We start from the raw sequence: 20,334 nt of genomic DNA, 5'->3' as shown, positions 1-20,334 counted from the left end.
GCGCTTCCCTCAGATCGGCAGCTTGTCGAGACGCTTGCCGCCCCAGGCCAGGTTCACGATGGCGCGTGTTCCCGTGATGGCGGTAAACATCGAGGCCAGGATACCGATGGCCAGGGTCAGGGCGAAGCCCTTGATGGCGCCGGTTCCGACCGCGAACAGTATGATACAGGTGATCAGGGTGGTGATGTTGGAGTCGGCAATGGTGCCAAACGCCTTCTCGTAACCCAGGTTGATGGCCTGCTGCACACCGCGTCCCGCCCGCAGCTCCTCACGAATACGCTCGAAGATCAAGACGTTCGCATCCACCGCCATGCCCATGGTCAACACTATGCCGGCGATGCCGGGCAGTGTCATGGTGGCGCCCGGGATCATGGACATCAGCCCGATGATCAGCACCACGTTGACCACCAGCGCCAGGTTGGCCACCAGGCCGAACTTGCGATAGTAAATGGCCATGAAGATGACGATGGCGAGCATGCCATAGCCCATGGCCTGCATGCCGGAATCTATGTTCTGCTGACCCAGGCTCGGGCCTATGGTGCGCTCTTCCACGATCTGGATGGGGGCTATCAGGGCACCGGCACGCAGCAAGAGCGCCAGGTTGTGGGCCTCGTTGGCGTTGTCGATCCCGGTGATGCGGAACTGGCTGCCAAGGCGCGACTGTATGGTCGCCACGTTGATCACCTCTTCCTGCTTGCGGAACTTGCGCTTGCCATCGGGACCGGGTTCACCGACCGGCTTGTACTCGATGAAGACGGTGGCCATGCCCTTGCCGACGTTGTCCTTGGTAAAGTTGGCCATCTTGTTGCCACCCTGACCATCGAGCTTGATGTTGACCTGGGGACGGCTGTACTCATCGAAACCGGACTGGGCACCCACTATGTGGTCACCGGTCAGTATGATGCGCTTTTGCAGCACCACAGGGCGGCCGTTGCGATCGGTATAGACCTTGGAGCTCGGCGGCACCCGCCCGTTGGCGGCGGCCTGGAGATCGGCGGTCTCATCGACCATGTGGAACTCCAGGGTCGCGGTGGCCCCCAGGATCTCCTTGGCACGGGCGGTGTCCTGGATGCCGGGCAGCTCGACCACGATGCGCTCGGCACCCTGTTGCTGCACCAGCGGCTCGGCCACCCCCAGCTCATTGACCCGGTTGCGGATGATGGTGATGTTCTGCTCGAGAGCGTACTTCTTCACCTCCTTGATCTTGGCTTCGCTCAGGGAGGCCAGCACCAGGAAGTCATCCCCTTTCTGCTCGCTGTTGAACACCAGATCGGCATTCTGGCGGCGCAGATGGGCGATAGCCTGCTCCTGATCCGCCTCGTCACGAAACAGGATTTCGACCCGATCGCCACTGCGGCGCACGCCGGAGTAACGAATTTTCTGGGTGCGCAGCTCGGTGCGGAAATCCTGCACCATCTGCTCCTGCTGCTTGGTCAGCGCCTCGGCCATGTCCACTTCCATCAGGAAGTGCACACCACCGCGCAGGTCCAGACCCAGCTTGAGGGGATTGGCACCGATGGCCTCAAGCCAGGCCGGGGTGGAAGGGGCCAGGTTCAGCGCGGTGACGAAGTCATCGCCCAGCTTGGTCGCGACCAGGTCGCGGGCCTTGAGCTGATCTTCGGTATTGGTGAAACGCACCAGGATCTGGCCGTGTTCGAAAGCGGCATGTTTGACCGGAATGGCGGCCTCATCCAGGATCGCTTTGACCTGATCCAGCGTCTTGAGCTGAACCTCGGCACCGCGACTGGCGGAGACTTGCAGAGCCGGATCCTCACCGTACAGGTTGGGGGCTGCATATAGAAAACCGATGGCGATCACGACGATCACCATCAGGTATTTCCACAGCGGATAGCGGTTTAACACGCTGTGCTCCTTGGGAGATTAAAGGGACTGGATAGAACCCTTGGGCAGAACGGCGGTGACGAAATCACGCTTGATGGTGACCTGGGTCTGCTCGTTCAGGGCCAGCACCAGGTAGTCGTTCTCGGTGGAGACCTTGACTATCTTGCCAACCAGACCGCCGGAGGTGAGCACTTCGTCACCCTTGGCCAATGAGCTCATCAGATTCTTGTGCTCCTTCACGCGCTTGGCTTGCGGACGGTAGATCATGAAGTAGAAGATGAGGCCAAACACGGCCAGCATGATGATCATTTCCATGCCGCCACCCTGGGGGGCCGCTTCACCGGCAGCATATGCTTTAGAGATAATGCTCATTTAACAACCTCTTATTGATGTAGATACAAGACACAACGCGCTGATACGTTGTTGTTATTACACGTTTTCTTCAGCTAATGGAGGCACGGCCTTCCCTTGCCGACGATAAAACTCAGTCACAAAGTCGTCTAATTTACCCTGCTCGATCGCGTCCCGCAAACCCTGCATCACCCGCTGGTAATAGCGCAGGTTGTGAATGGTATTCAAACGGGCACCAAGGATCTCGTTGCACTTGTCCAGATGGTACAGATAGCTGCGGGTGTAGTTCTTGCAGGTGTAGCAGTCGCAGTCCGCATCCAGGGTGCTGGTATCCTCGCGATACTTGGCGTTGCGGATCTTGACCACGCCGTCGGTGGTGAACAGATGACCGTTGCGGGCGTTGCGGGTCGGCATGACGCAGTCGAACATGTCGATGCCGCGGCGCACCCCTTCCACCAGATCTTCGGGCTTGCCCACCCCCATCAGGTAGCGGGGCTTGTCGGCCGGGATTTTCGGGCAGACGTGATCCAGGATGCGGTGCATGTCTTCCTTGGGCTCACCCACCGCCAGACCGCCGACCGCATAGCCGTCGAAGCCTATCTCCAGCAGGCCGTCCAGGGAGACATCCCGCAGCGGCTCGTAGACCGAGCCCTGGATGATGCCGAACAGGGCGTTCTTGTTGCCCAGGGCATCGAACTTGTCGCGGGAACGCTTGGCCCAGCGCAGGGACATCTCCATGGACTTGCGCGCCTCTTCGTACGTCGCCGGATAGGGCGTGCACTCGTCGAAGATCATCACGATGTCGGAGCCCAGATCGTACTGGATCTCCATGGATTTCTCGGGGTCGAGGAAGATCTTCTCGCCGTTGATGGGATGACGAAAATGCACCCCCTCCTCGGTGATCTTGCGGATGTGACCCAGGCTGAACACCTGGAAACCGCCGGAGTCGGTCAGGATGGGCCCCTGCCAGTTCATGAAGTCATGGAGATCCCCATGGGCGCGCATCACCTCCTGACCCGGCCGCAGCCAGAGGTGGAAGGTGTTGCCGAGCAGGATCTGGGCGCCGGTCTCGCGCACCTCTTCCGGGGTCATCCCCTTGACGGTGCCATAGGTGCCGACCGGCATGAAGGCCGGGGTCTGGACCGTGCCGCGCTCGAACACCAGCTGGCCGCGACGGGCGCGCCCATCTGTGGTTTTCAGTTCAAATTTCATTGCTACCTCGATTCAGTCAGAGAAACAGTCTGACAGCAGGGGGCCCGATGGACCCGAGACAAAGAAGCCGGCCAAGATAGTGACAAGGTGTCCCTGAACGGCTTCTGAAGGGCGAGGCTTAGCCTTGCGCCCGGCGACGGGTGACGAACATGGCGTCCCCGTAGCTGAAGAAACGGTACTGCTCGGCCACCGCCGCCCGGTAGGCCGCCATCACGTGGTCGTACCCGGCGAAGGCGCTGACCAGCATGATCAGGGTCGATTCGGGCAGGTGGAAGTTGGTGATCATGGCATCGACCAGCTGGAACTCGTAGCCCGGGAAGATGAAGATGTCGGTGTCGCTGAAAAAGGGCGCCAGCGGCTTGCCCTGGGCCAGGGTCACCCTGGCCGCGCTCTCGAGCGATCGCACCGAGGTGGTGCCCACCGCGATCACCCGGCCGCCCCGGGCCCGGGTCGCCGCGATGGCGTCCACCACCTCTTGCGGCACCTCGGCGTATTCCGAGTGCATGTGGTGATCTTCAATCTTGTCCACCCGCACCGGCTGGAAGGTGCCCGCCCCCACGTGCAAGGTGACGAAGGCGGTCTCCACCCCCTTGGCCCGGATCTGCTCGAGCATGGCCTCATCGAAGTGCAGGCCGGCTGTGGGCGCCGCCACTGCGCCCGGTTTGGCGTTGTAGACGGTCTGGTAACGCTCCTTGTCGGCGTCCTCGTCGGGCCTGTCGATATAGGGGGGCAGCGGCATGTGGCCGATGGCCTCCAGGATATCGAGTACCGGGCGGGGATCCAGGAAGTGGATCTCGAACAGGGCATCGTGGCGGACACGCATCTCGGCCTCCACCTTCTCCCCGTCGGGGCCGCCATCGAGGATGAGGCGGGTACCTGGCTTGGGGGACTTGGAGGAGCGGACATGGGCCAGCACGCTGTGCTCGTCCAGCATGCGCTCCACCAGCACCTCCAACTTGCCGCCGCTGGCCTTCTGGCCAAACATGCGCGCCGGAATGACCCGGGTGTTGTTGAACACCAGCAGATCCCCCGGATTGAGTCTCTCCAGGAGGTCGACAAACTGGCCGTGGCGCAGGGCGCCGCTGTCGCCATCGAGTTGCAGCAGACGACTGGCACTGCGCTCGCTCATGGGATAGCGGGCGATCAGGGCGTCGGGCAGCTCAAAGGAAAAATCGGATACTTGCATCGTGACTACTTGGCTTGGCAATAGGATCGGCGGCTAGTCTAGTTATCCCCCACAGGCATGGCAACCGAAAAGGCCAAAAACACAGGGGATACAAGGGGTAGAGGCCAGCCTGGCGCGTCGGTCCCCCTCACCCGGCTATCCCCTTCCCCCTTGACCCCGATCATGTTGCAACCCGGCCCCCTGGGCTAGGGTGAACTCAGGCACTCGACATCAGCCATAGGAGGCTCCCATGATGACCCTGAGCGAGATAATGACAGAGCACCCCCTCACCCTGGGACCGGACAACAGCGTCAAGCAGGCGATGGATCTGATGCAGCAGGAGCGGATCCGCCACGTCCCCATCGTCGATGAACAGCAACAGCTGCTGGGGTTGGTGACCCTCACCGATATCCTGGCGACTAGGGAATCCAAGTTGCTGCTGATAGACCCGGAGCGGGAGGCCGAGTTCACCGACAGCGCCCGCCTCGAGGAGATCATGACCCGCAAGGTGGCCAGCGTCAGCCCCCATGCCGGCATCAAGGAGGCGGCGCTCTATCTGCAACGCCACAAATACGGCTGCCTGCCGGTACAGGACAAGGGAGTGCTGATAGGCATCGTCACCGAGTCGGACTTCATCGCCGTGGCCATCAATCTGCTGGAACTGATGGAAGAGCGTGAGCCACCGACCTCGGACAGCCTGGATGAGGGCGAGTGGAGTCGGCCCTGAAAAAAGGTAATAAAGTTACAGAAATGACGATGACAAGGCCATTTAATCGCCATTCCCAGCGAGAGAACGGCCTTAAATGGTAATAAAACAACAAATCAGGGTTGCAATGTGACGCTCGTCACACTATTATCCCCCTGCAAAATTGCCGAGGGGGTGCCTGTGGTGTGTGCAGCCAGCAAGCTTCCTCTCATCATCTGCACGTTTGCACACCCCAAGTCTTTATTTTTATTGCCATTCCTTGTTTTGATAGCCCGGCCCCTGCGCCGGGATTTTTTTATCTGTCACCCCTTCCCCCCTGCCCCCTGATGCGCTTCCCCTTGCAACCGACCCCGTGCCACGAGCAGTATGTCTCTGGTTCCTCACCCCGGCTCAGGTGAGCAAAAGTCACCCCGACTGCTGGGCAAAGAGGGATGCAACATCTAGCTTATCTTTGTAAAACATATGTTTATTCATAATGGGTCGGTATATTCATCCTGGGTACAGGCAGGATGGTTAATCTAAAAAACAGATTTGCCCGATTGATAATTGCCGCTTTAATCGATTGGGACCAGCCTCTATCATGGCCCAAGTCAACTAACCCGGGGTCGCAAATCGTTGCACCAGGGATTCACAGGAGCAAATAGATGTCTACCTATATCAATACCGAGATCAAGCCGTTCACCGCTACCGCCTATCACAATGGCAAATTCGTTGAGGTCTCCGAACGTGACCTGAAAGACAAGTGGTCCGTGATCTTCTTCTACCCGGCTGACTTCACCTTCGTTTGCCCGACCGAGCTGGGCGATCTGGCTGACAACTACGCCGAATTCCAGAAGCTGGGCGTCGAGATCTACTCCGTCTCCACCGACACCCACTTCACTCACAAGGCGTGGCACGACACCTCCGACACCATCAACAAGATCCAGTACCCGATGATCGGCGACCCCACCGGTGCCATCACCCGCAACTTCGGCGTGATGATCGAAGAAGCCGGTCTGGCTGACCGCGGTACCTTCGTCATCGACCCGAAAGGCGTCATCCAGATCGTTGAAATCAACGCCGGTGGCATCGGCCGTGACGCCCTGGAGCTGCTGCGCAAGGTCAAGGCTGCCCAGTACGTTGCCGCTCACCCGGGTGAAGTGTGCCCGGCCAAGTGGAAAGAAGGCGACGCCACCCTGGCCCCGTCCCTGGATCTGGTAGGCAAAATCTAAGCCTCCTGCTCTCCAAGACCGGCCCATTCAAGGGCCGGTCTGCTTTCTGGCCTATGACTTTCTGTCCTGCTTTCCAGGCGCATTCTCACGGCCTGCAAACAGTGTCGACCGCAATTACAAGAAGGAATTCGAAGATGTTGGATACCAACCTCAAACAGCAGCTCAACGGTTACTTGCAGTACATCGTCAATCCCATCGAGATCAGCGTGTCCGGCAATGACAGCGACAAATCCGCCGAACTCCTGGCCTTGGGCCAAGAGATAAGCGAGATGTCCCCCAAGATTGCCATGACCGATGGCAGCAATGCCCGCAAGCCTTCCATGAGCATCGCGCCCCAAGGCCAAGCCCCGCGCGTGCACTTTGCCGGCATCCCCATGGGTCATGAATTTACCTCCCTGGTGCTCGCCCTGCTGCAAAGCGGCGGTCACCCCTCCAAGGCCGATCCGGCCGTGCTGGAGCAGGTGAAAAACCTCAAGGGCGAGTTCCACTTCGAGACCTATATCTCCCTCTCCTGCCACAACTGCCCGGACGTGGTGCAGGCCCTCAACCTGATGGCCACCCTGAACCCCGGCATCAGCCACACCATGATCGACGGCGCCCTGTTCCAGGATGAGGTGAACGAGCGTCAGATCATGGCGGTGCCGAACGTCTACCTGAATGGTCAACCGTTCAGCCAGGGCCGCACCTCGCTCGAAGAGATCGTCGCCAAGCTCGATACCGGCGCCGCAGAGCGCAAGGCTGAAGAACTCAACGAAAAGGCACCCTACGACGTGCTGGTGGTGGGTGGTGGCCCGGCCGGCGCCGCAGCGGCCATCTATGCCGCCCGCAAAGGCATTCGCACCGCCATCGTCGCCGAACGTTTCGGTGGTCAGGTGATGGACACCGTCGGTATCGAGAACTTCATCTCCGTGCCCTACACCGAGGGCCCCAAGCTGGCCGCGAGCCTGGAGCAGCACGTCAAGCAGTACGGCGTGGAAGTGATCACCGAGCAGCGCGCCGCCGCCATCAGCAAGGATGGTTACGTCAACGTGGATCTCGCCTCCGGCGCCACCTTGAAGAGCCGTGCCGTGATCCTGGCGACCGGTGCCCGCTGGCGCGACCTGAACGTGCCGGGTGAGGTGGAATACCGCACCAAGGGCGTGGCCTACTGCCCCCACTGTGACGGCCCCTTCTTCAAGGGCAAGCGGGTGGCGGTGATAGGTGGCGGCAACTCCGGCATCGAGGCGGCCATCGACTTGGCCGGCATCGTCGAGCACGTCACCGTGGTGGAATTCGCCGATACCCTGCGCGCCGACGAGGTGCTGCAGAAGAAGGCCCGCTCCATGGGCAACATCGACATCATCATGAGCGCCCGCACCACGGAAGTCATCGGTGACGGCAGCAAGGTGGTGGGCATGGACTACGAGGACCGCACCACAGGCGAGATCAAGCACCTGGCGGTGGCCGGCATCTTCGTCCAGATCGGTCTGGTGCCGAACACCGAGTTCCTCAAAGGGAGCGAGATTGCCCTGACCCGCTTTGGCGAGATCGAGATCGACACCAAGGGGGCTACCTCCCTGCCCGGCGTCTACGCCGCAGGGGATGCCACCACGGTGCCGTTCAAGCAGATCATCATCTCCATGGGTGCCGGCGCCACCGCCGCCCTGGGGGCGTTCGATTACCTCATTCGCACCCCTGAGCCCAGCCAGGTGGCGAACGCGGAACCGGCCCTGGCCTGATCCCTCCCCCCTCGATCGCAAACCGGTGCCCAGGCACCGGTTTTTTTATCCTCTTGCTGGCACGACGGGTCCCGCTCGCCCCGCCATCGGGGTCAAAGCGCCTTGCTCATGGCCAGGTTGGTCACCCGATAACCGAGCCGGCGATAGAGCGCCAGGGCTGCCGGGTTATTGGCAAAGACATTGAGCCCAATGCTGACCAATCCCTGGGCACGGGCCAGGGACTCGAGCAAGGTGAAGGCGCGCCGACCATGACCCTGGCGCCTGGCGCCCGGCAAGATGGTGATGTCATAGACAAACCCGCTGCGCTGGCCATCCGGCGCGGTGCGGATGGCCAGCCAGAGCCCGCCGACCGTCTGCCCAGCGCCATCCTGGATCGCGAACAGCTGCTGGGAGGAGGTCGCCAGCCCCTGAGGCAGCAGGGCCTCATATTCGGCCCTGGCTCGCGCCAGGGCGCCCGCCTGCGGCCAGCGCCCGGTCGCCACATTCTCCTCGGCGTAATCACGCCATGACTGCGCCACATAGCGCTCATACTGCCCCTGGCTCATGGCCACCAGCTCGGTCTGCATGACGACTCCTTTATATGTTGATGTTTCGCTTGCCCGCCCCACCATCCCATCGCGGATGCCAGGGCAATACCAGGCACCTTGCTGGGGCAGGCTCAGCTCGTCTGGCCCTGCGCCTGGGTCAGCTCCACATCGGGTCTGGGCTCCAGCTCGGCGGTCATGGGGGTGTTGGGCGGCACGGGGATGAACTGTTGATGCTCGGCCAGGGGCACGGGGGCCCGCACCCGCTGGCGCCAGATCAGAAACAGGGTCAACAGCGCCCCGCACAGGCAGAAATAGGCGAACAGGCCCTGAGGACCGAACAGCTGGATGGCACTCGGCGCCAGCACAGGCCCTATCATGGCCCCCAGGCTGTAGGCGAGCAGCAGCCCCTGGTTGGCCCCCAGCACCTGATCCGGCTTGAGCTCATCGCAGGCATGGCTGAGGCTCAAGGGGTAGATGGAGAAGGCCAGGCCGCCAAACAGGAAGATGAGTCCCGTCATCAGCCAGTCGGGCTGAGGCGCCGGCAGGATCACCATCAGCAGGGAGACCAGGGTGAGCAGCGCGGCCAGCAGGCCGATGACCAGGCGCCTGTCGAGGCGATCCGACACCCGCCCTATGGGGTATTGCAGGCACATGCCCCCCAGGATCACCACGGCCATCATGTTGGCGACCCGCTCCAGGCCATAGCCGTTGTCGGTGAAATAGAGGGGCAGCAGGCCATAGATGGCCCCCAGGATGAGCCCCGAGCTCAGGCTGCTCCACATCCCGGCCGGGGTGAGGCGAAACAGCTCGAAAAAGCCCACCTGCTGGGGCTGGATCATGGTGGGCATGGCGACCCGGGAGAGGGCCAGGGGGATCACCGAGAGGGAAGCGGCCATGGCGCACAGGGCGAAGGGGGCCAGCACCATGGGGTCGATCACCTTGAGCAGCAGCTGACCGGCGGCCAGGGCCCCGTAGAGCAGTATCATGTAGAGGGACATCAGCTTGCCCCTGTCCCGCGGCGTGCTGGAGACCAGCATCCAGGATTCGAGCACCACGAACAGGCCCCCGGTGGCAAAGCCCCCCAGCAGGCGCAGCCCGGCCCAGATCCAGGGATCGACGATGAGGCCGTGAAGCAGGGTCAAGGTGCAGATGAGGGAGGCATAGGCCGCGTAGGCGCGGATATGGCCCACCCGTATGATGAGGCGCGCATTGACGAAGGAGCCGAGCACCAGACCGGCGAAATAGGTGCCAGAGACCAGCCCGATGGCCTGGGCATCCACCTGCTCGGCCGAGAGCCGCACCGTCAGCAGAGTGCTCATCAGGCCGTGACCCAGGATGAAGATCACCAGACTCATCAGCGGGGAGACCACCCCTTGCCACCTCGTCGCCACCATCTCCCGTGCCCTCTCTGCCGCGCCAAAACCATACAGGCTACGGACAAATGGCGGCGGCTTCAACCCGAAGCGGCCTCTCCTTCCAGCCAGGATGGCTCCCCCATGCCCATAGAGTGAGGAGTGCCCCTGCCGTCATCCGTCATTCATTGACCGCGCCCCCCGCCTCGGTAGCGCGCGCCAGGGGAATACCTCCCCCCCGCTCGATCAAGGTCAGGCCCCGGGTCGAGCGCAGCAGCAGGGAGCCCAGCCTGGCCTCCTGCTGCGCAATCAGCTTGGAGATGGCGGCTTGCCCCAGCCCCAGCCGGCGAGCCGCCGCCGAGAAAGAGCCGGTCTCCACCGCCAGTCTATCCATCTGCCTCTCCCCCTCACATCATTGGTCTCATTGGGGCGGCCGTTTCCCCCTGGGGTCCGAGTGTATCGAGACACCCGGGGCAAGCCCGCGACAGCCATAAAAAAGGCCGCTCGATGAGCGGCCTCTTGGCAGGGTATCAGGGCTTAGCTGTCGCGACGCTTGCCACCGAATTTGCGATCCTTGTTGAAGCCACCTTCACGGCGCTCTCCACCCTTGTTGAAGGGGCGGTCACCGCTGGGACGACGGTCCTTGTTGAAGGGACGGTCATTACGGTACGGACGCGGGGCACCCGTGCTGCCGCCGGCCGGCACTTCGGTGTAGCGGGTGATCTGCAGCGGACGCTGGCAGACACGGGCCTTCTTGATCACTTCCAGCACGTCGGCGGTCATGCCCTTGGGCAGATCGACGGTGGAGAAGTCATCGGCGATGTCGATGTTGCCGATGAAGCGGCTCTCGATGTTCGCTTCGTTGGCGATGGCGCCAACGATCTGGCCCGGCTTGACGCCGTGATGGGCACCCACGTCTACGCGGTAACGCTCCATCTCCACGTCAGGATTGTCTTTGAGCGGGCGCGGCTCCAGGGACGGCATGCGACGAGCCGGGCGATCGCCACGGTCAGCGAAGTCACGGCCACCGCGGTCGTTGAAGTCACGACGCTCGAAGCCACCGCGATCGTTGCCGGCGTTCAGCAGCGGATCCGGGATGGAGTCATCCAGCAGCAGGGGTTGGTCACCCTGTACCAGCTTGGCCAGGGCGGCGGCCAGCTCCAGGGGATCGGCAGAATCTTCTTCGATCAGCTCGTTCACCAGGTTCAGATAGATCTCAAGCTCTTCGCCCATCATGGTTTCCCGGATGCGCTCCTTGAACTTGGTCATGCGGTGCTGGTTGATGTCCTCGGTGCTCGGCATCTTCATCGGCTCGATGGCCTGACGAGTGGCGTGCTCGATGGCGCGCAGCATGCGGCGCTCACGGGGTGCCACGAACAGGATGGCCTCGCCCTTGCGACCGGCACGGCCGGTACGACCGATACGGTGAACGTAGGATTCGGTATCGTAGGGGATGTCGTAGTTCACCACGTGGGTGATGCGCTCGACGTCCAGACCACGGGCGACCACGTCGGTGGCGATCAGGATGTCCAGCTGGCCTTGGCGCAGCTTGTCGACGGTACGCTCACGCAGCTTCTGCGGGATGTCACCGTGCAGGGCTTCACAGGCGTGGCCACGGGCGGCCAGCTTGCCGGCCAGCTCTTCGGCGGCGTTCTTGGTGCGCACGAAGACCAGTACGGCTTCGTACGGCTCGACTTCCAGCAGACGGGTCATGGCGTCCAACTTGTGCAGACCGGTTACCTGCCAGTAGCGCTGGCGGATGGTCGGTGCAGTGGACGTCTTGGTGATGATCTTGATCTCTTTGGGCTGCTTCAGGTGCTTCTGGGCAACACGGCGGATCTGGTCCGGCATGGTGGCGGAGAACAGGGCAACCTGACGGGTGGCCGGGCACTGTTCCATGATCCAGTCCACGTCGTCGATGAAGCCCATACGCAGCATTTCATCGGCTTCGTCCAGTACCAGGGCTTTCAGGCCGGACAGATCCAGGTTCTTGCGACGGATCAGATCCATCACGCGGCCCGGGGTACCGACGACCACCTGGGCACCGCGGCGCAGGGCGCGGGTCTGGGTTTCGTAGGAGGAACCACCATAGATGGGCAGGACATGGAAGTCAGGCATGTGCTTGGCGTAACGTTGGCACGCCTCGGCAACTTGCAGCGCCAGCTCACGGGTCGGTGCCAGCACCAAAATCTGGGTGTTACGGTTACCAGCTTCCAGACGAGACAACAGAGGCAAGGCAAAAGCAGCGGTCTTCCCTGTACCGGTTTGCGCCTGCCCCAGCAGATCGTGTCCCGCCATCAGGTGGGGAATTGCTGCGGCCTGGATCGGTGACGGGCGCTCATAGCCCACGTCCTGCAGCGCTTTCAATACAGGCGCGGCCAGTCCAAGCTCACTAAAAAGGGGCAGTTGTTCGGTATCAGACATAGATTCTTCCAGATTAAGGCAGGCGGCTAAACACCGCGGAATAGCAAAAGGCGGCGATTATAGCGCCACTTTGTTCTGCTGTCTTGAAAAATGTGATAGGTGTCTCAAGACGTTGGCAATTATAGAGGGATCTCCCGACTATGGCTTGCTTATTTTTCGGTCATGGTGCGTGATGGCGGGTCGAGCGGCGCCTTAGCCCTTGTCCCGCTTGTGTTTGAGCACGGCGACCGTCAAGCGGCTGGTGCAGAGCAAACGGCTTCGTTCGTCTCTTATTTCTATCTGCCACACCTGGGTGGTCGCCCCAAGATGGAGCGGCGAGCAGCGCCCGGTCACCACCCCTTCCCGCTTGGCTCTCAGGTGGTTGGCGTTCACCTCCAGTCCCACGCAATAGCTCTCCTCCCCCACCGCCATGTTGGCCGCCAGCGATCCCAGCGTTTCCGCCAGCACCACGGAGGCGCCGCCGTGCAGCATGCCCAGCGGCTGATGGGTGCGGTGATCCACCGGCATGGTGGCCTCGAGCCAGTCGGGGCCAAAGGCGGTGTAGACGATGTCGAGGTGGGCCATCAGGGTGTTGCGGGAGCTGGCATTGAGTCCCGCCAACGTCAGGGGTTGCTGCCAGATGGGAGTCATCGCATCGCTCATGGGCTCTTGTCCTGTACTGGGTGCTTAACAAAGTGAGGACGCGGGCCAGAGGCCTGCGTCCGGGATCGGATGACGGAGGGCGGCGGCGCTGCGCCTCACCATGGATAGCTGGTACCGGGCCATTGAGACCAGGGCACCCCTCGTCCGGGCAGACAGGGATGATGCCAGTGCCACACCTTGCCCAGCCAGGCGCGCAGCTCGGCCTCCAGCTCGGCATCCGTGATGGGGGCCTCGGCCTGTTTCCAGAAGAAGAGCTCCACCTCCACCTCCGGCAGCACCGAGGGGTAGAGATAGACCCCGCCCCAGAACTGGGGCTCCCTGTCCGGGCTCCAGAGGCCATAGGCGAAGGAGCGCTTGGCGAGAAACTCCGAGCGCTGCCACGCCAGATCGTCCTCGTGCTGACTCAGGCTGAAGTTGGCGGAGGGCCAGGCATCGTTCGGGCGAAACAGCTGGTGGAGCTGCTCCCGCTCGCGCAGCATGGCGACGAACTCCACCACGGCCTGGGACGGGGTGGCGGGCAACAGCAGAAAGTGCGGGTGCCGATAGGCCTTGGGCACCCGAAATCCCTTGGGGAAACACAGCATCAGAGCAGTTCCAGCAGGGCCTGCAGCGGATGCTTGAGTTTCTCCCCCTCCATCCGCTTGACCTGGCTGCGGCACGAATAACCGGTGGCAAGGCAGCGTTCCTTGGGCAGACGGGCGAGGGGCTCGGCCCAGCTCAGACCATATATGCCCTTGGAGTGCTCCACCTGCTTGGCGTCGTGGCCATAGGTACCGGCCATGCCGCAGCAGCCCACCGACACCGGCTGCAACTGGGCACCGAAGCGGCCAAACAGGGTACCCCAATCGCCGTGGGTCGAGGGCTTGGCCGTCTTCTCGGTGCAGTGGGCAAACAGATACCAGGGCTCGGCCTGCTCCGGCTCTTTCGCTGCGGCCCTGACTTGCGGGGCCGGAAGAGAGAGCAGCCACTCCTGGGGCAGCAACACCTGGAAGTCGCCGCGGGCGGGGCCCAGGGCTTTCACATACTCATCGCGATAACAGAGCACCAGGGAGGGATCCACCCCCACCATGGGGATACCGAGGGCCGCCATCTTGTTGAGGAACTGGGCGCTGCTGGCGGCGGTGCGGGCGAAGGCGCGCAGGAAGCCCTTCACGTGCTGGGGCTTGCCGTTGGGCTTGAACGGCAGCAGGTAGGGCTGATAACCCAGCTTGCTGGCAAGCTTCACCAGGTCGCGCACCACGGGGGCGTCGTAGTAGCTGGTGAAGGGATCCTGCACGATGAGCACCACTTTTTGGCGCTGCTCGGGGCTCATTGCCTCGAGGCCCGGCAGATCGAAATAGCGGGCCTTGTGATCACGCAGCTCCTCGGCCAGGGTGGGGATGCTCAGCAGCGGCACATCCACCATGCCGATGCTCTTCTCGGTCGCCTTCTGGGCCCACTCTTTCTCCAGGAAGAAGTTGACCAGCTTGGGGGCCTTGGCCAGCAGGGGCGCATAGCTTTCTACCGTGCCCACGAAGTAATCCTTGGGGCCGCGCAGATAGCGGCTGTGGTAGAGCTGCATGAAGCGGGCACGGAAGGTGGGCACATCCACCTTGATGGGGCACTGGCTGGTGCAGGCCTTGCACGCCAGGCACCCCTCCATCGCTTCCATCACCTCGTGGGAGAAGTCATACTGGCCGCGGGCACGGGCCAGGGTGTTGCGGAACTTGTCGACGATCTGCTTGAAGCGCAGACCACCGCTTTGCAGCGCGACTTCTTCGGCCAGGGGGTCGAAACCCTGCTCAGACAACTGGCGCAACCATTCGCGCATCAGCCCGGCCCGCCCCTTGGGGGAGTGGCGGCGGTCGCGGCTGATCTTGACCGAGGGGCACATGGGAGAGTCGGTCTCGAAGGTGAAACACAGACCGTTGCCGTTGCAGTCCAGGGCCCGGGTGTAGCTCTCGCGCACCGCAATCGGGATCTGGCGGTCAAACTTGCCGCGCTTGGGCCCGTCCACCGACACCAGTTCGGCGTCGCTGCCGTAAGGGATACAGATCTTGCCCGGGTTGATGCGGTTATGGGGATCGAAGGCCCCCTTGACCCGTTGCAGCTCCTCCCACAGCTCGCCAAAAAAGGCTGGGCTGTATTCGGAGCGAAAACCCTTGCCGTGCTCGCCCCACATCAGGCCGCCGTATTTGGCGGTGAGCGCCACCACCTGATCCGAGATGCGCCGCAGCAGCACCTCCTGCTCGGGGTCGCACAAGTCCAGCGCCGGGCGCACGTGCAGCACCCCCGCATCCACGTGGCCGAACATGCCGTAGTCGAGGCCGTGGCCGTCCAGCAGGGCGCGAAACTCCATGATGAAGTCCGCCAGGGACTCCGGCGGCACGGCGGTGTCTTCGGTAAAGGCCACCGGCTTCTTGCGCCCCTCGGCGTTGCCGAGCAAGCCCACCGACTTCTTGCGCATGCCGTAGATGGTCTCGATGCTTGGCAGGTGGTCACACACCTGATAGCCGATGATGCCCGCCTCCCCCTTGGCCAGCAGGCCGTCGATGCGCCGGCACAGCTCGGCCACCTTGATCTCGTGCTCAGCCTCATCGGTGTCGGCAAACTCGACGATGTTGAGCCCCTGCAAGTCCTTGCCCGGCACATCCTGGATGAGGTCTTTCACCGAGTGCCAGATGATGTCGGCACGGGCCAGCCCCAGCACCCGGGAGTCCACCGTCTCCACCGACAGGGCCTGGGCCTGCACCATAAAGGGGGCGTTGCGCAGGGCCGAGGGGAAGCTGTCGTACTTGACATTGACCAGGGTGCGATAGCGTGGGATGGGGGTGATGTTGAGGCGAGCCTCGGTGATGAAGCCGAGGGACCCCTCAGATCCGCACAGCACCCGGCTCACGTCCAGGGTGTCGCTGTCGGGCTGATAAAGGTGCTTGAGATCGTACCCGGTCAAAAAGCGGTTGAGCTTGGGGAAGGTGGCCTCGATGTCGGCGCGCCTCTCCTTGCCGATGCGATAGAGGGTGCGATAGATCTCCCCCTCGCGATTCTCCAGCGCCAGCTTGTCCGCCAGCCGGGCACCTGTGACCGGTTCGGTCGCCATGATGTCGCCGTTTTCCAGCACGGCTTTGAGGCCGAGCACGTGATCCGAGGTCTTGCCGTACACCAGGGACCCCTGTCCCGAGGCGTCGGTGTTGACCATGCCGCCCAGGGTGGCGCGGTTGGAGGTGGAGAGATCCGGCGAGAAGAAGTAGCCGTGGGGTTTGAGGTAGGCGTTGAGCTGATCCTTGACCACACCGGCCTGGGCCCGTACCCAGCCCTGCTCCAGATTAATTTCCAGGATCTGGTTCATATGGCGGGAGAGATCGACAATAATGCCGCCGCCCAGGGACTGACCATTGGTGCCGGTGCCGCCGCCGCGAGGGAAGAAACTCAAGGTGGCGTACTCGGGACCCTGTGCCAGCTTGAGCAAGGTGGCGATATCATCCGCGCAGCGCGGATAGAGCACCGCCTGAGGCACCACCTGATAGACGCTGTTATCCGTCGCCATGGCGAGCCGGCTTGCATAAGACTTTTCGATATCACCACGAAATGCTGATCGCGCCAGCAACTCAAGAAACTGCAGGGTTGTAGGTGACAAACTGTCCTGGTAATCGAGTCTCGGGATCATGAATCCTTGTTCCCATCCTTTGCTTGATGCCGGCACGCCGGCGACAACGACTGGCCTGGCTCACCTCTTCAGGGTGCTCTGGTTTTCAGAACCATGGGGCCAGCCCGCTCACATGTGAGCGGGCAGTATATCAGCTAGAAAACCGCTTGCGCGCGCAATCTTTACCATTTGAAAGGAGGATATTTATGGCTCATTACAGCCATGTTATCAGTACGTTGATCAACACAGAGAAACAGGCGCTGACCCTGTCGCTGTTTGGCTGCATCGGCTTCGCCATCTTCGGGATTGGCTATGGCCTCCTGGTCGGTTCCAACGCCATCATGCTCGATGGCATCTTCACCCTGTTCAGCATGGGCATGACGGGCCTGGGGCTCATCACCGCCTACCTGGTGACCCGCCCCTCGGACGCCCGCTTCCAGTACGGTTACGCCCACTTCGAGCCCATCACCAACGTCATCAATGGCGCCATCATCTTGCTGCTCTGCCTCGGCGCCCTCCATAGTGGCATCACCTCCCTGCTCGAAGGGGGACGGGAGATAGACCTTGGTCACGCCCTCATCTATGCCGCCGTCTCCACCTTCTTCTGCGCCATCATCTATCGGGTCGAGTCTGCGGTCGCCGAACGAGTCGGCTCCGAGCTGGTGCGGGTGGACGCCAAGGAGTGGCTGGTGGATACCCTGCTCAGCGCCACCCTGCTCATCGGCTTTCTGGTCGCCATCGGCCTCGACGCCCTCGGCCATGGCCAGTACAACCGCTACATAGACCCCGTGCTGGTCACCCTGCTCGCCCTGTGCGCCACCCTGATCCCCATCAAGGTGCTCGGCCGCAACCTGCGGGAAGTGTTGAAAATCGCCCCCAAGGGGGACGTCTCGGCGCGAGTCGAGCGCGAGATTGATGCCCTGCGCCAGCGCCATGGCATCGAATGCCATAGCCATCTGGCGAAAAGCGGCCGCCGCTTCGATCTGGAATTGAACATATTGGTGGCCCCGGATCAGGAGTGGCCCATCGAGCGCCAGGATGCCCTGCGCCAGGAGCTCTGGTCCCGCCTCGGCGATACCCTGGGGGACGCCTGGCTCTCGGTCTGCTTCACCCGCGAGAAGCGCTGGCTCTGATCCGGCGTCAGCCATCCTGATGCAACGCGGGGCCCATAGCCCCGCGTGATCAGCCGCCGACATGCGAGGCGGCGCCCCCACCTCTCCTGACGCCACCTCCTCCATCTCCCCATTGTTGCCATCAGCGCAGCACTCTTATGCAGATACCCGGGTTTATCCCAATGATGAGGATCGTTAGAGTGGCCCCACTCCCACCATGAGGAACGCCAAGTGAACCATGATCCCCTGTTCTGCCCGCTGCGCCTGGGCCAGCTGCATCTCACCAACCGCATCGTCATGCCCCCCATGACCCGCTCCCGCGCCAGCCAGCCCGGCGATGTGGCGAATGCCATGATGGCGACCTATTACGCCCAGCGCGCCGAGGCCGGTCTCATCATCTCCGAAGGCACCCAGGTAGACCCCCTGGGCAAGGGCTACGCCTGGACCCCGGGGATCCACAGTGCCGAGCAGGTGGCCGGCTGGAAGCAGGTGACCGACGCGGTGCACGCCAAGGGCGGCGTCATCTTCGCCCAGCTCTGGCACGTGGGCCGGGTCACCCACCCGGACAACATCGGCGGCGCCCAGCCCCTCTCCTCGTCCGCCATCCAGGCCAAGGGGGTGAAGGTGTTTGTGGACAATGGCAGCGACGCCCCGGGGTTTGTGGAGACGGTCACCCCCCGCGCCATGACCCAGGCCGACATCGACGCCGTGGTGGGCCAGTTCCGCCGGGCCGCTCGCCACGCCATGGAAGCGGGATTTGACGGCATCGAGCTGCACGCCGCCAACGGCTACCTCATCAACCAGTTCCTCGACTCCGAGTCCAACGCCCGCACCGACAAGTACGGCGGCGCCCTGGAGAACCGGCTGCGCTTCCTGAAAGAAGTGACAGAGGCGGTCAGCAGCGAAATCGGCGCCGACCGGGTTGGGGTGCGTCTGGCGCCGCTCACCACCCTCAACGGCACCGTGGATGCCAACCCCCAGGAAACTTATCTGGCCGCCGCCCGCCTGCTGGGAGCGCTCGATGTCGCCTATCTGCACGTGGCCGAGGCGGACTGGGATGACGCCCCCCTGATGGCGCAGAGCTTCAAGCAGGGGCTGCGGGATGCCTTCCCCAACACCCTTATCTATGCGGGCAAATATGATGGCACCCGGGCACGGGCAGCCCTCGAGGCGGGCTGGGCCGACATGATAGGCTTCGGTCGCCCCTTCGTGGCCAACCCGGATCTGCCGAACCGGCTGCGCCACGGCTATCCGCTGGCCCCCCACGATCCCGCCACCCTGTTTGGCGGCGGCGAGCAGGGGCTGACCGACTACCCGACCTACCAGGAGTCAAAAGAGCCGCAATCGGCCTGAGGCCAGGCCCGACCATGACGCCAACGCCCGCCATCTCTGGCGGGCGTTGCCGTATCCTGCCGTGCCGGCGCTAGTAGAGGCTGACCCCGTGGCAGGCGGCATGGCTCCTGATCTCCCGGGTCAGCCGCGCCTTGTCGGCCAGACCGAGCCAGCTCGCCTCCACTGCGTTCAGAGACAGGCGGCAGAGCTGGCCCATGCTGGCGCCCAGTTCATGGGCCAGGGCCTGGAAGTTGGCGGTCAGATAGCCGCCGAAATAGGCCGGATCGTCGGAGTTGATGGTGACGCACAGCCCCTGCTCCAGCAGGGTCAGCACATTGTGATCCGCCATGGTGCCAAACACCTTGAGCCGCACGTTGGAGAGGGGGCAGACGGTGAGGGGCAGCCGGGTGTCGGCCAGATAGCGCAGCAGCTCGGGATCCTCGGCGCAGCGCACCCCGTGGTCGATGCGGCGCACCTGCAGCTCCCGGATGGCCTGCCAGATGTAGTCGGCCGGCCCTGCTTCCCCGGCGTGGGCCACCACCGGCAGCCCCAGCTCCCGCGCGCGGGCGAAGACCCGGGCAAACTTGGCGGGCGGGTTGTCCCTCTCCCCCGAATCCAGGCCGATGCCGTGGATGCGGTCGAGCGAGGGCATGGCCTGCTCCAGGGTGGCGAACGCCGCCTCCTCGCTCAGGTGACGCAAAAAGCTCATGATGAGGCGCCAGCTGATGCCAAGTTCCCGCTCCCCGGCCCGCAGCGCCCGCTCGATGCCCGCAAGCACGGTGACGAAGGGAATGCCGCGAGCGGTATGGGCTTGCGGATCGAAGAAGATCTCCACATGCACCACCCCCTCCGCCGCGCAGCGCGCCAGGTAGGCCCGGGTGAGGTCGAAGAAATCCTGCTCGGTGACCAGCACGCTGGCCCCCAGGTAGTAGAGATCGAGGAAGGACTGCAGGCCGTCAAACTCATAGGCGGCGCGCACGCTCTTCTCATCGGCCCAGGGTAGCGATATGCCGTTGCGCGCGGCCAGGCGCAGCATCAGATCCGGCTCCAGGGTGCCCTCGATATGCAGGTGCAGCTCCAGCTTGGGCAACCCAGCGATAAACTCGTCCATGATC

The 20,334-nt window shown here is 62.9% G+C and carries 17 protein-coding genes; 5 read left to right on the top strand and 12 right to left on the bottom strand.

The features are described 5' to 3' along the window. Positions 1-9 precede the first annotated feature (9 nt). From secD to queA, 4 genes are all read right to left on the bottom strand, one after another. Positions 10-1,863, bottom strand: a complete 1,854-nt coding sequence (secD, locus tag ACLHZ1_RS11965) for a protein translocase subunit SecD (protein ID WP_427262268.1) — start codon at positions 1,861-1,863, stop codon at positions 10-12. An 18-nt stretch (positions 1,864-1,881) separates the two neighbouring features. Then, a complete protein-coding gene (gene yajC / locus ACLHZ1_RS11960) occupies positions 1,882-2,214 on the bottom strand; it encodes a preprotein translocase subunit YajC (RefSeq protein WP_041994478.1) in 333 nt (110 codons plus the stop codon). A gap of 57 nt (positions 2,215-2,271) precedes the next feature. Then, positions 2,272-3,405: a tRNA guanosine(34) transglycosylase Tgt gene (gene tgt / locus ACLHZ1_RS11955; RefSeq protein WP_408746205.1), complete on the bottom strand. Its 1,134-nt coding sequence runs from the start codon at positions 3,403-3,405 to the stop codon at positions 2,272-2,274. A gap of 118 nt (positions 3,406-3,523) precedes the next feature. After that, positions 3,524-4,591: a tRNA preQ1(34) S-adenosylmethionine ribosyltransferase-isomerase QueA gene (gene queA, locus ACLHZ1_RS11950; RefSeq protein WP_427262267.1), complete on the bottom strand. Its 1,068-nt coding sequence runs from the start codon at positions 4,589-4,591 to the stop codon at positions 3,524-3,526. Between the two features lie 229 nt (positions 4,592-4,820). Between queA and ACLHZ1_RS11945 the strand changes: the two genes are divergently transcribed. The 3 genes from ACLHZ1_RS11945 to ahpF all read left to right on the top strand — a co-directional run bounded on the left by ACLHZ1_RS11945 (position 4,821) and on the right by ahpF (position 8,205). Further along, a complete protein-coding gene (locus ACLHZ1_RS11945) occupies positions 4,821-5,297 on the top strand; it encodes a CBS domain-containing protein (protein WP_427262266.1) in 477 nt (158 codons plus the stop codon). Between the two features lie 623 nt (positions 5,298-5,920). Then, positions 5,921-6,487, top strand: a complete 567-nt coding sequence (gene ahpC / locus ACLHZ1_RS11940) for an alkyl hydroperoxide reductase subunit C (protein WP_427262265.1) — start codon at positions 5,921-5,923, stop codon at positions 6,485-6,487. Between the two features lie 134 nt (positions 6,488-6,621). Further along, entirely contained in the window at positions 6,622-8,205 is a 1,584-nt protein-coding gene (gene ahpF, locus ACLHZ1_RS11935) for an alkyl hydroperoxide reductase subunit F (protein ID WP_427262264.1), read from the top strand. A 92-nt stretch (positions 8,206-8,297) separates the two neighbouring features. Here the strand turns inward: ahpF and ACLHZ1_RS11930 are convergent, their stop codons facing one another. The 7 genes from ACLHZ1_RS11930 to ydiJ all read right to left on the bottom strand — a co-directional run bounded on the left by ACLHZ1_RS11930 (position 8,298) and on the right by ydiJ (position 16,796). Then, on the bottom strand, positions 8,298-8,771 hold the full coding sequence (locus ACLHZ1_RS11930; RefSeq protein WP_427262263.1) for a GNAT family N-acetyltransferase: 474 nt from the start codon (positions 8,769-8,771) through the stop codon (positions 8,298-8,300). Between the two features lie 92 nt (positions 8,772-8,863). After that, positions 8,864-10,126 carry an MFS transporter gene (locus tag ACLHZ1_RS11925; protein ID WP_408796559.1) on the bottom strand — a complete coding sequence of 421 codons (1,263 nt, stop codon included), beginning with the start codon at positions 10,124-10,126 and terminating at the stop codon, positions 8,864-8,866. 139 nt (positions 10,127-10,265) lie between these two features. Further along, entirely contained in the window at positions 10,266-10,478 is a 213-nt protein-coding gene (locus ACLHZ1_RS11920) for a helix-turn-helix domain-containing protein (protein ID WP_427262262.1), read from the bottom strand. Positions 10,479-10,621: 143 nt separating this feature from the next. After that, positions 10,622-12,508 carry a DEAD/DEAH box helicase gene (locus ACLHZ1_RS11915; protein ID WP_427262261.1) on the bottom strand — a complete coding sequence of 629 codons (1,887 nt, stop codon included), beginning with the start codon at positions 12,506-12,508 and terminating at the stop codon, positions 10,622-10,624. A 192-nt stretch (positions 12,509-12,700) separates the two neighbouring features. Beyond that, on the bottom strand, positions 12,701-13,150 hold the full coding sequence (locus ACLHZ1_RS11910) for a hotdog fold thioesterase (protein WP_427262260.1): 450 nt from the start codon (positions 13,148-13,150) through the stop codon (positions 12,701-12,703). 95 nt (positions 13,151-13,245) lie between these two features. After that, on the bottom strand, positions 13,246-13,734 hold the full coding sequence (locus ACLHZ1_RS11905; protein WP_427262259.1) for a hypothetical protein: 489 nt from the start codon (positions 13,732-13,734) through the stop codon (positions 13,246-13,248). Beyond that, positions 13,734-16,796, bottom strand: coding sequence for a D-2-hydroxyglutarate dehydrogenase YdiJ (gene ydiJ, locus ACLHZ1_RS11900; RefSeq protein ID WP_427262258.1), 3,063 nt, complete (start codon positions 16,794-16,796; stop codon positions 13,734-13,736). Before ydiJ ends, ACLHZ1_RS11905 begins: the two co-directional genes overlap by 1 nt. Before the next feature lie 185 nt (positions 16,797-16,981). Here ydiJ and ACLHZ1_RS11895 point away from each other — a divergent pair, with 185 nt between their 5' ends. Next, entirely contained in the window at positions 16,982-17,908 is a 927-nt protein-coding gene (locus tag ACLHZ1_RS11895; protein WP_427262257.1) for a cation diffusion facilitator family transporter, read from the top strand. 210 nt (positions 17,909-18,118) lie between these two features. Beyond that, entirely contained in the window at positions 18,119-19,240 is a 1,122-nt protein-coding gene (locus ACLHZ1_RS11890; RefSeq protein WP_427262256.1) for an alkene reductase, read from the top strand. Positions 19,241-19,310: 70 nt separating this feature from the next. Here the strand turns inward: ACLHZ1_RS11890 and ACLHZ1_RS11885 are convergent, their stop codons facing one another. After that, a complete protein-coding gene (locus ACLHZ1_RS11885) occupies positions 19,311-20,330 on the bottom strand; it encodes an adenosine deaminase (protein WP_427262255.1) in 1,020 nt (339 codons plus the stop codon). Positions 20,331-20,334 lie beyond the last annotated feature (4 nt).

The sequence above is a fragment of the Aeromonas sobria genome (genome assembly GCF_050266975.1).
In the GTDB taxonomy this organism is placed as follows: Bacteria; Pseudomonadota; Gammaproteobacteria; order Enterobacterales; family Aeromonadaceae; genus Aeromonas; species Aeromonas sobria_B.
This window is presented reverse-complemented; position numbering and strand designations above follow the sequence as displayed.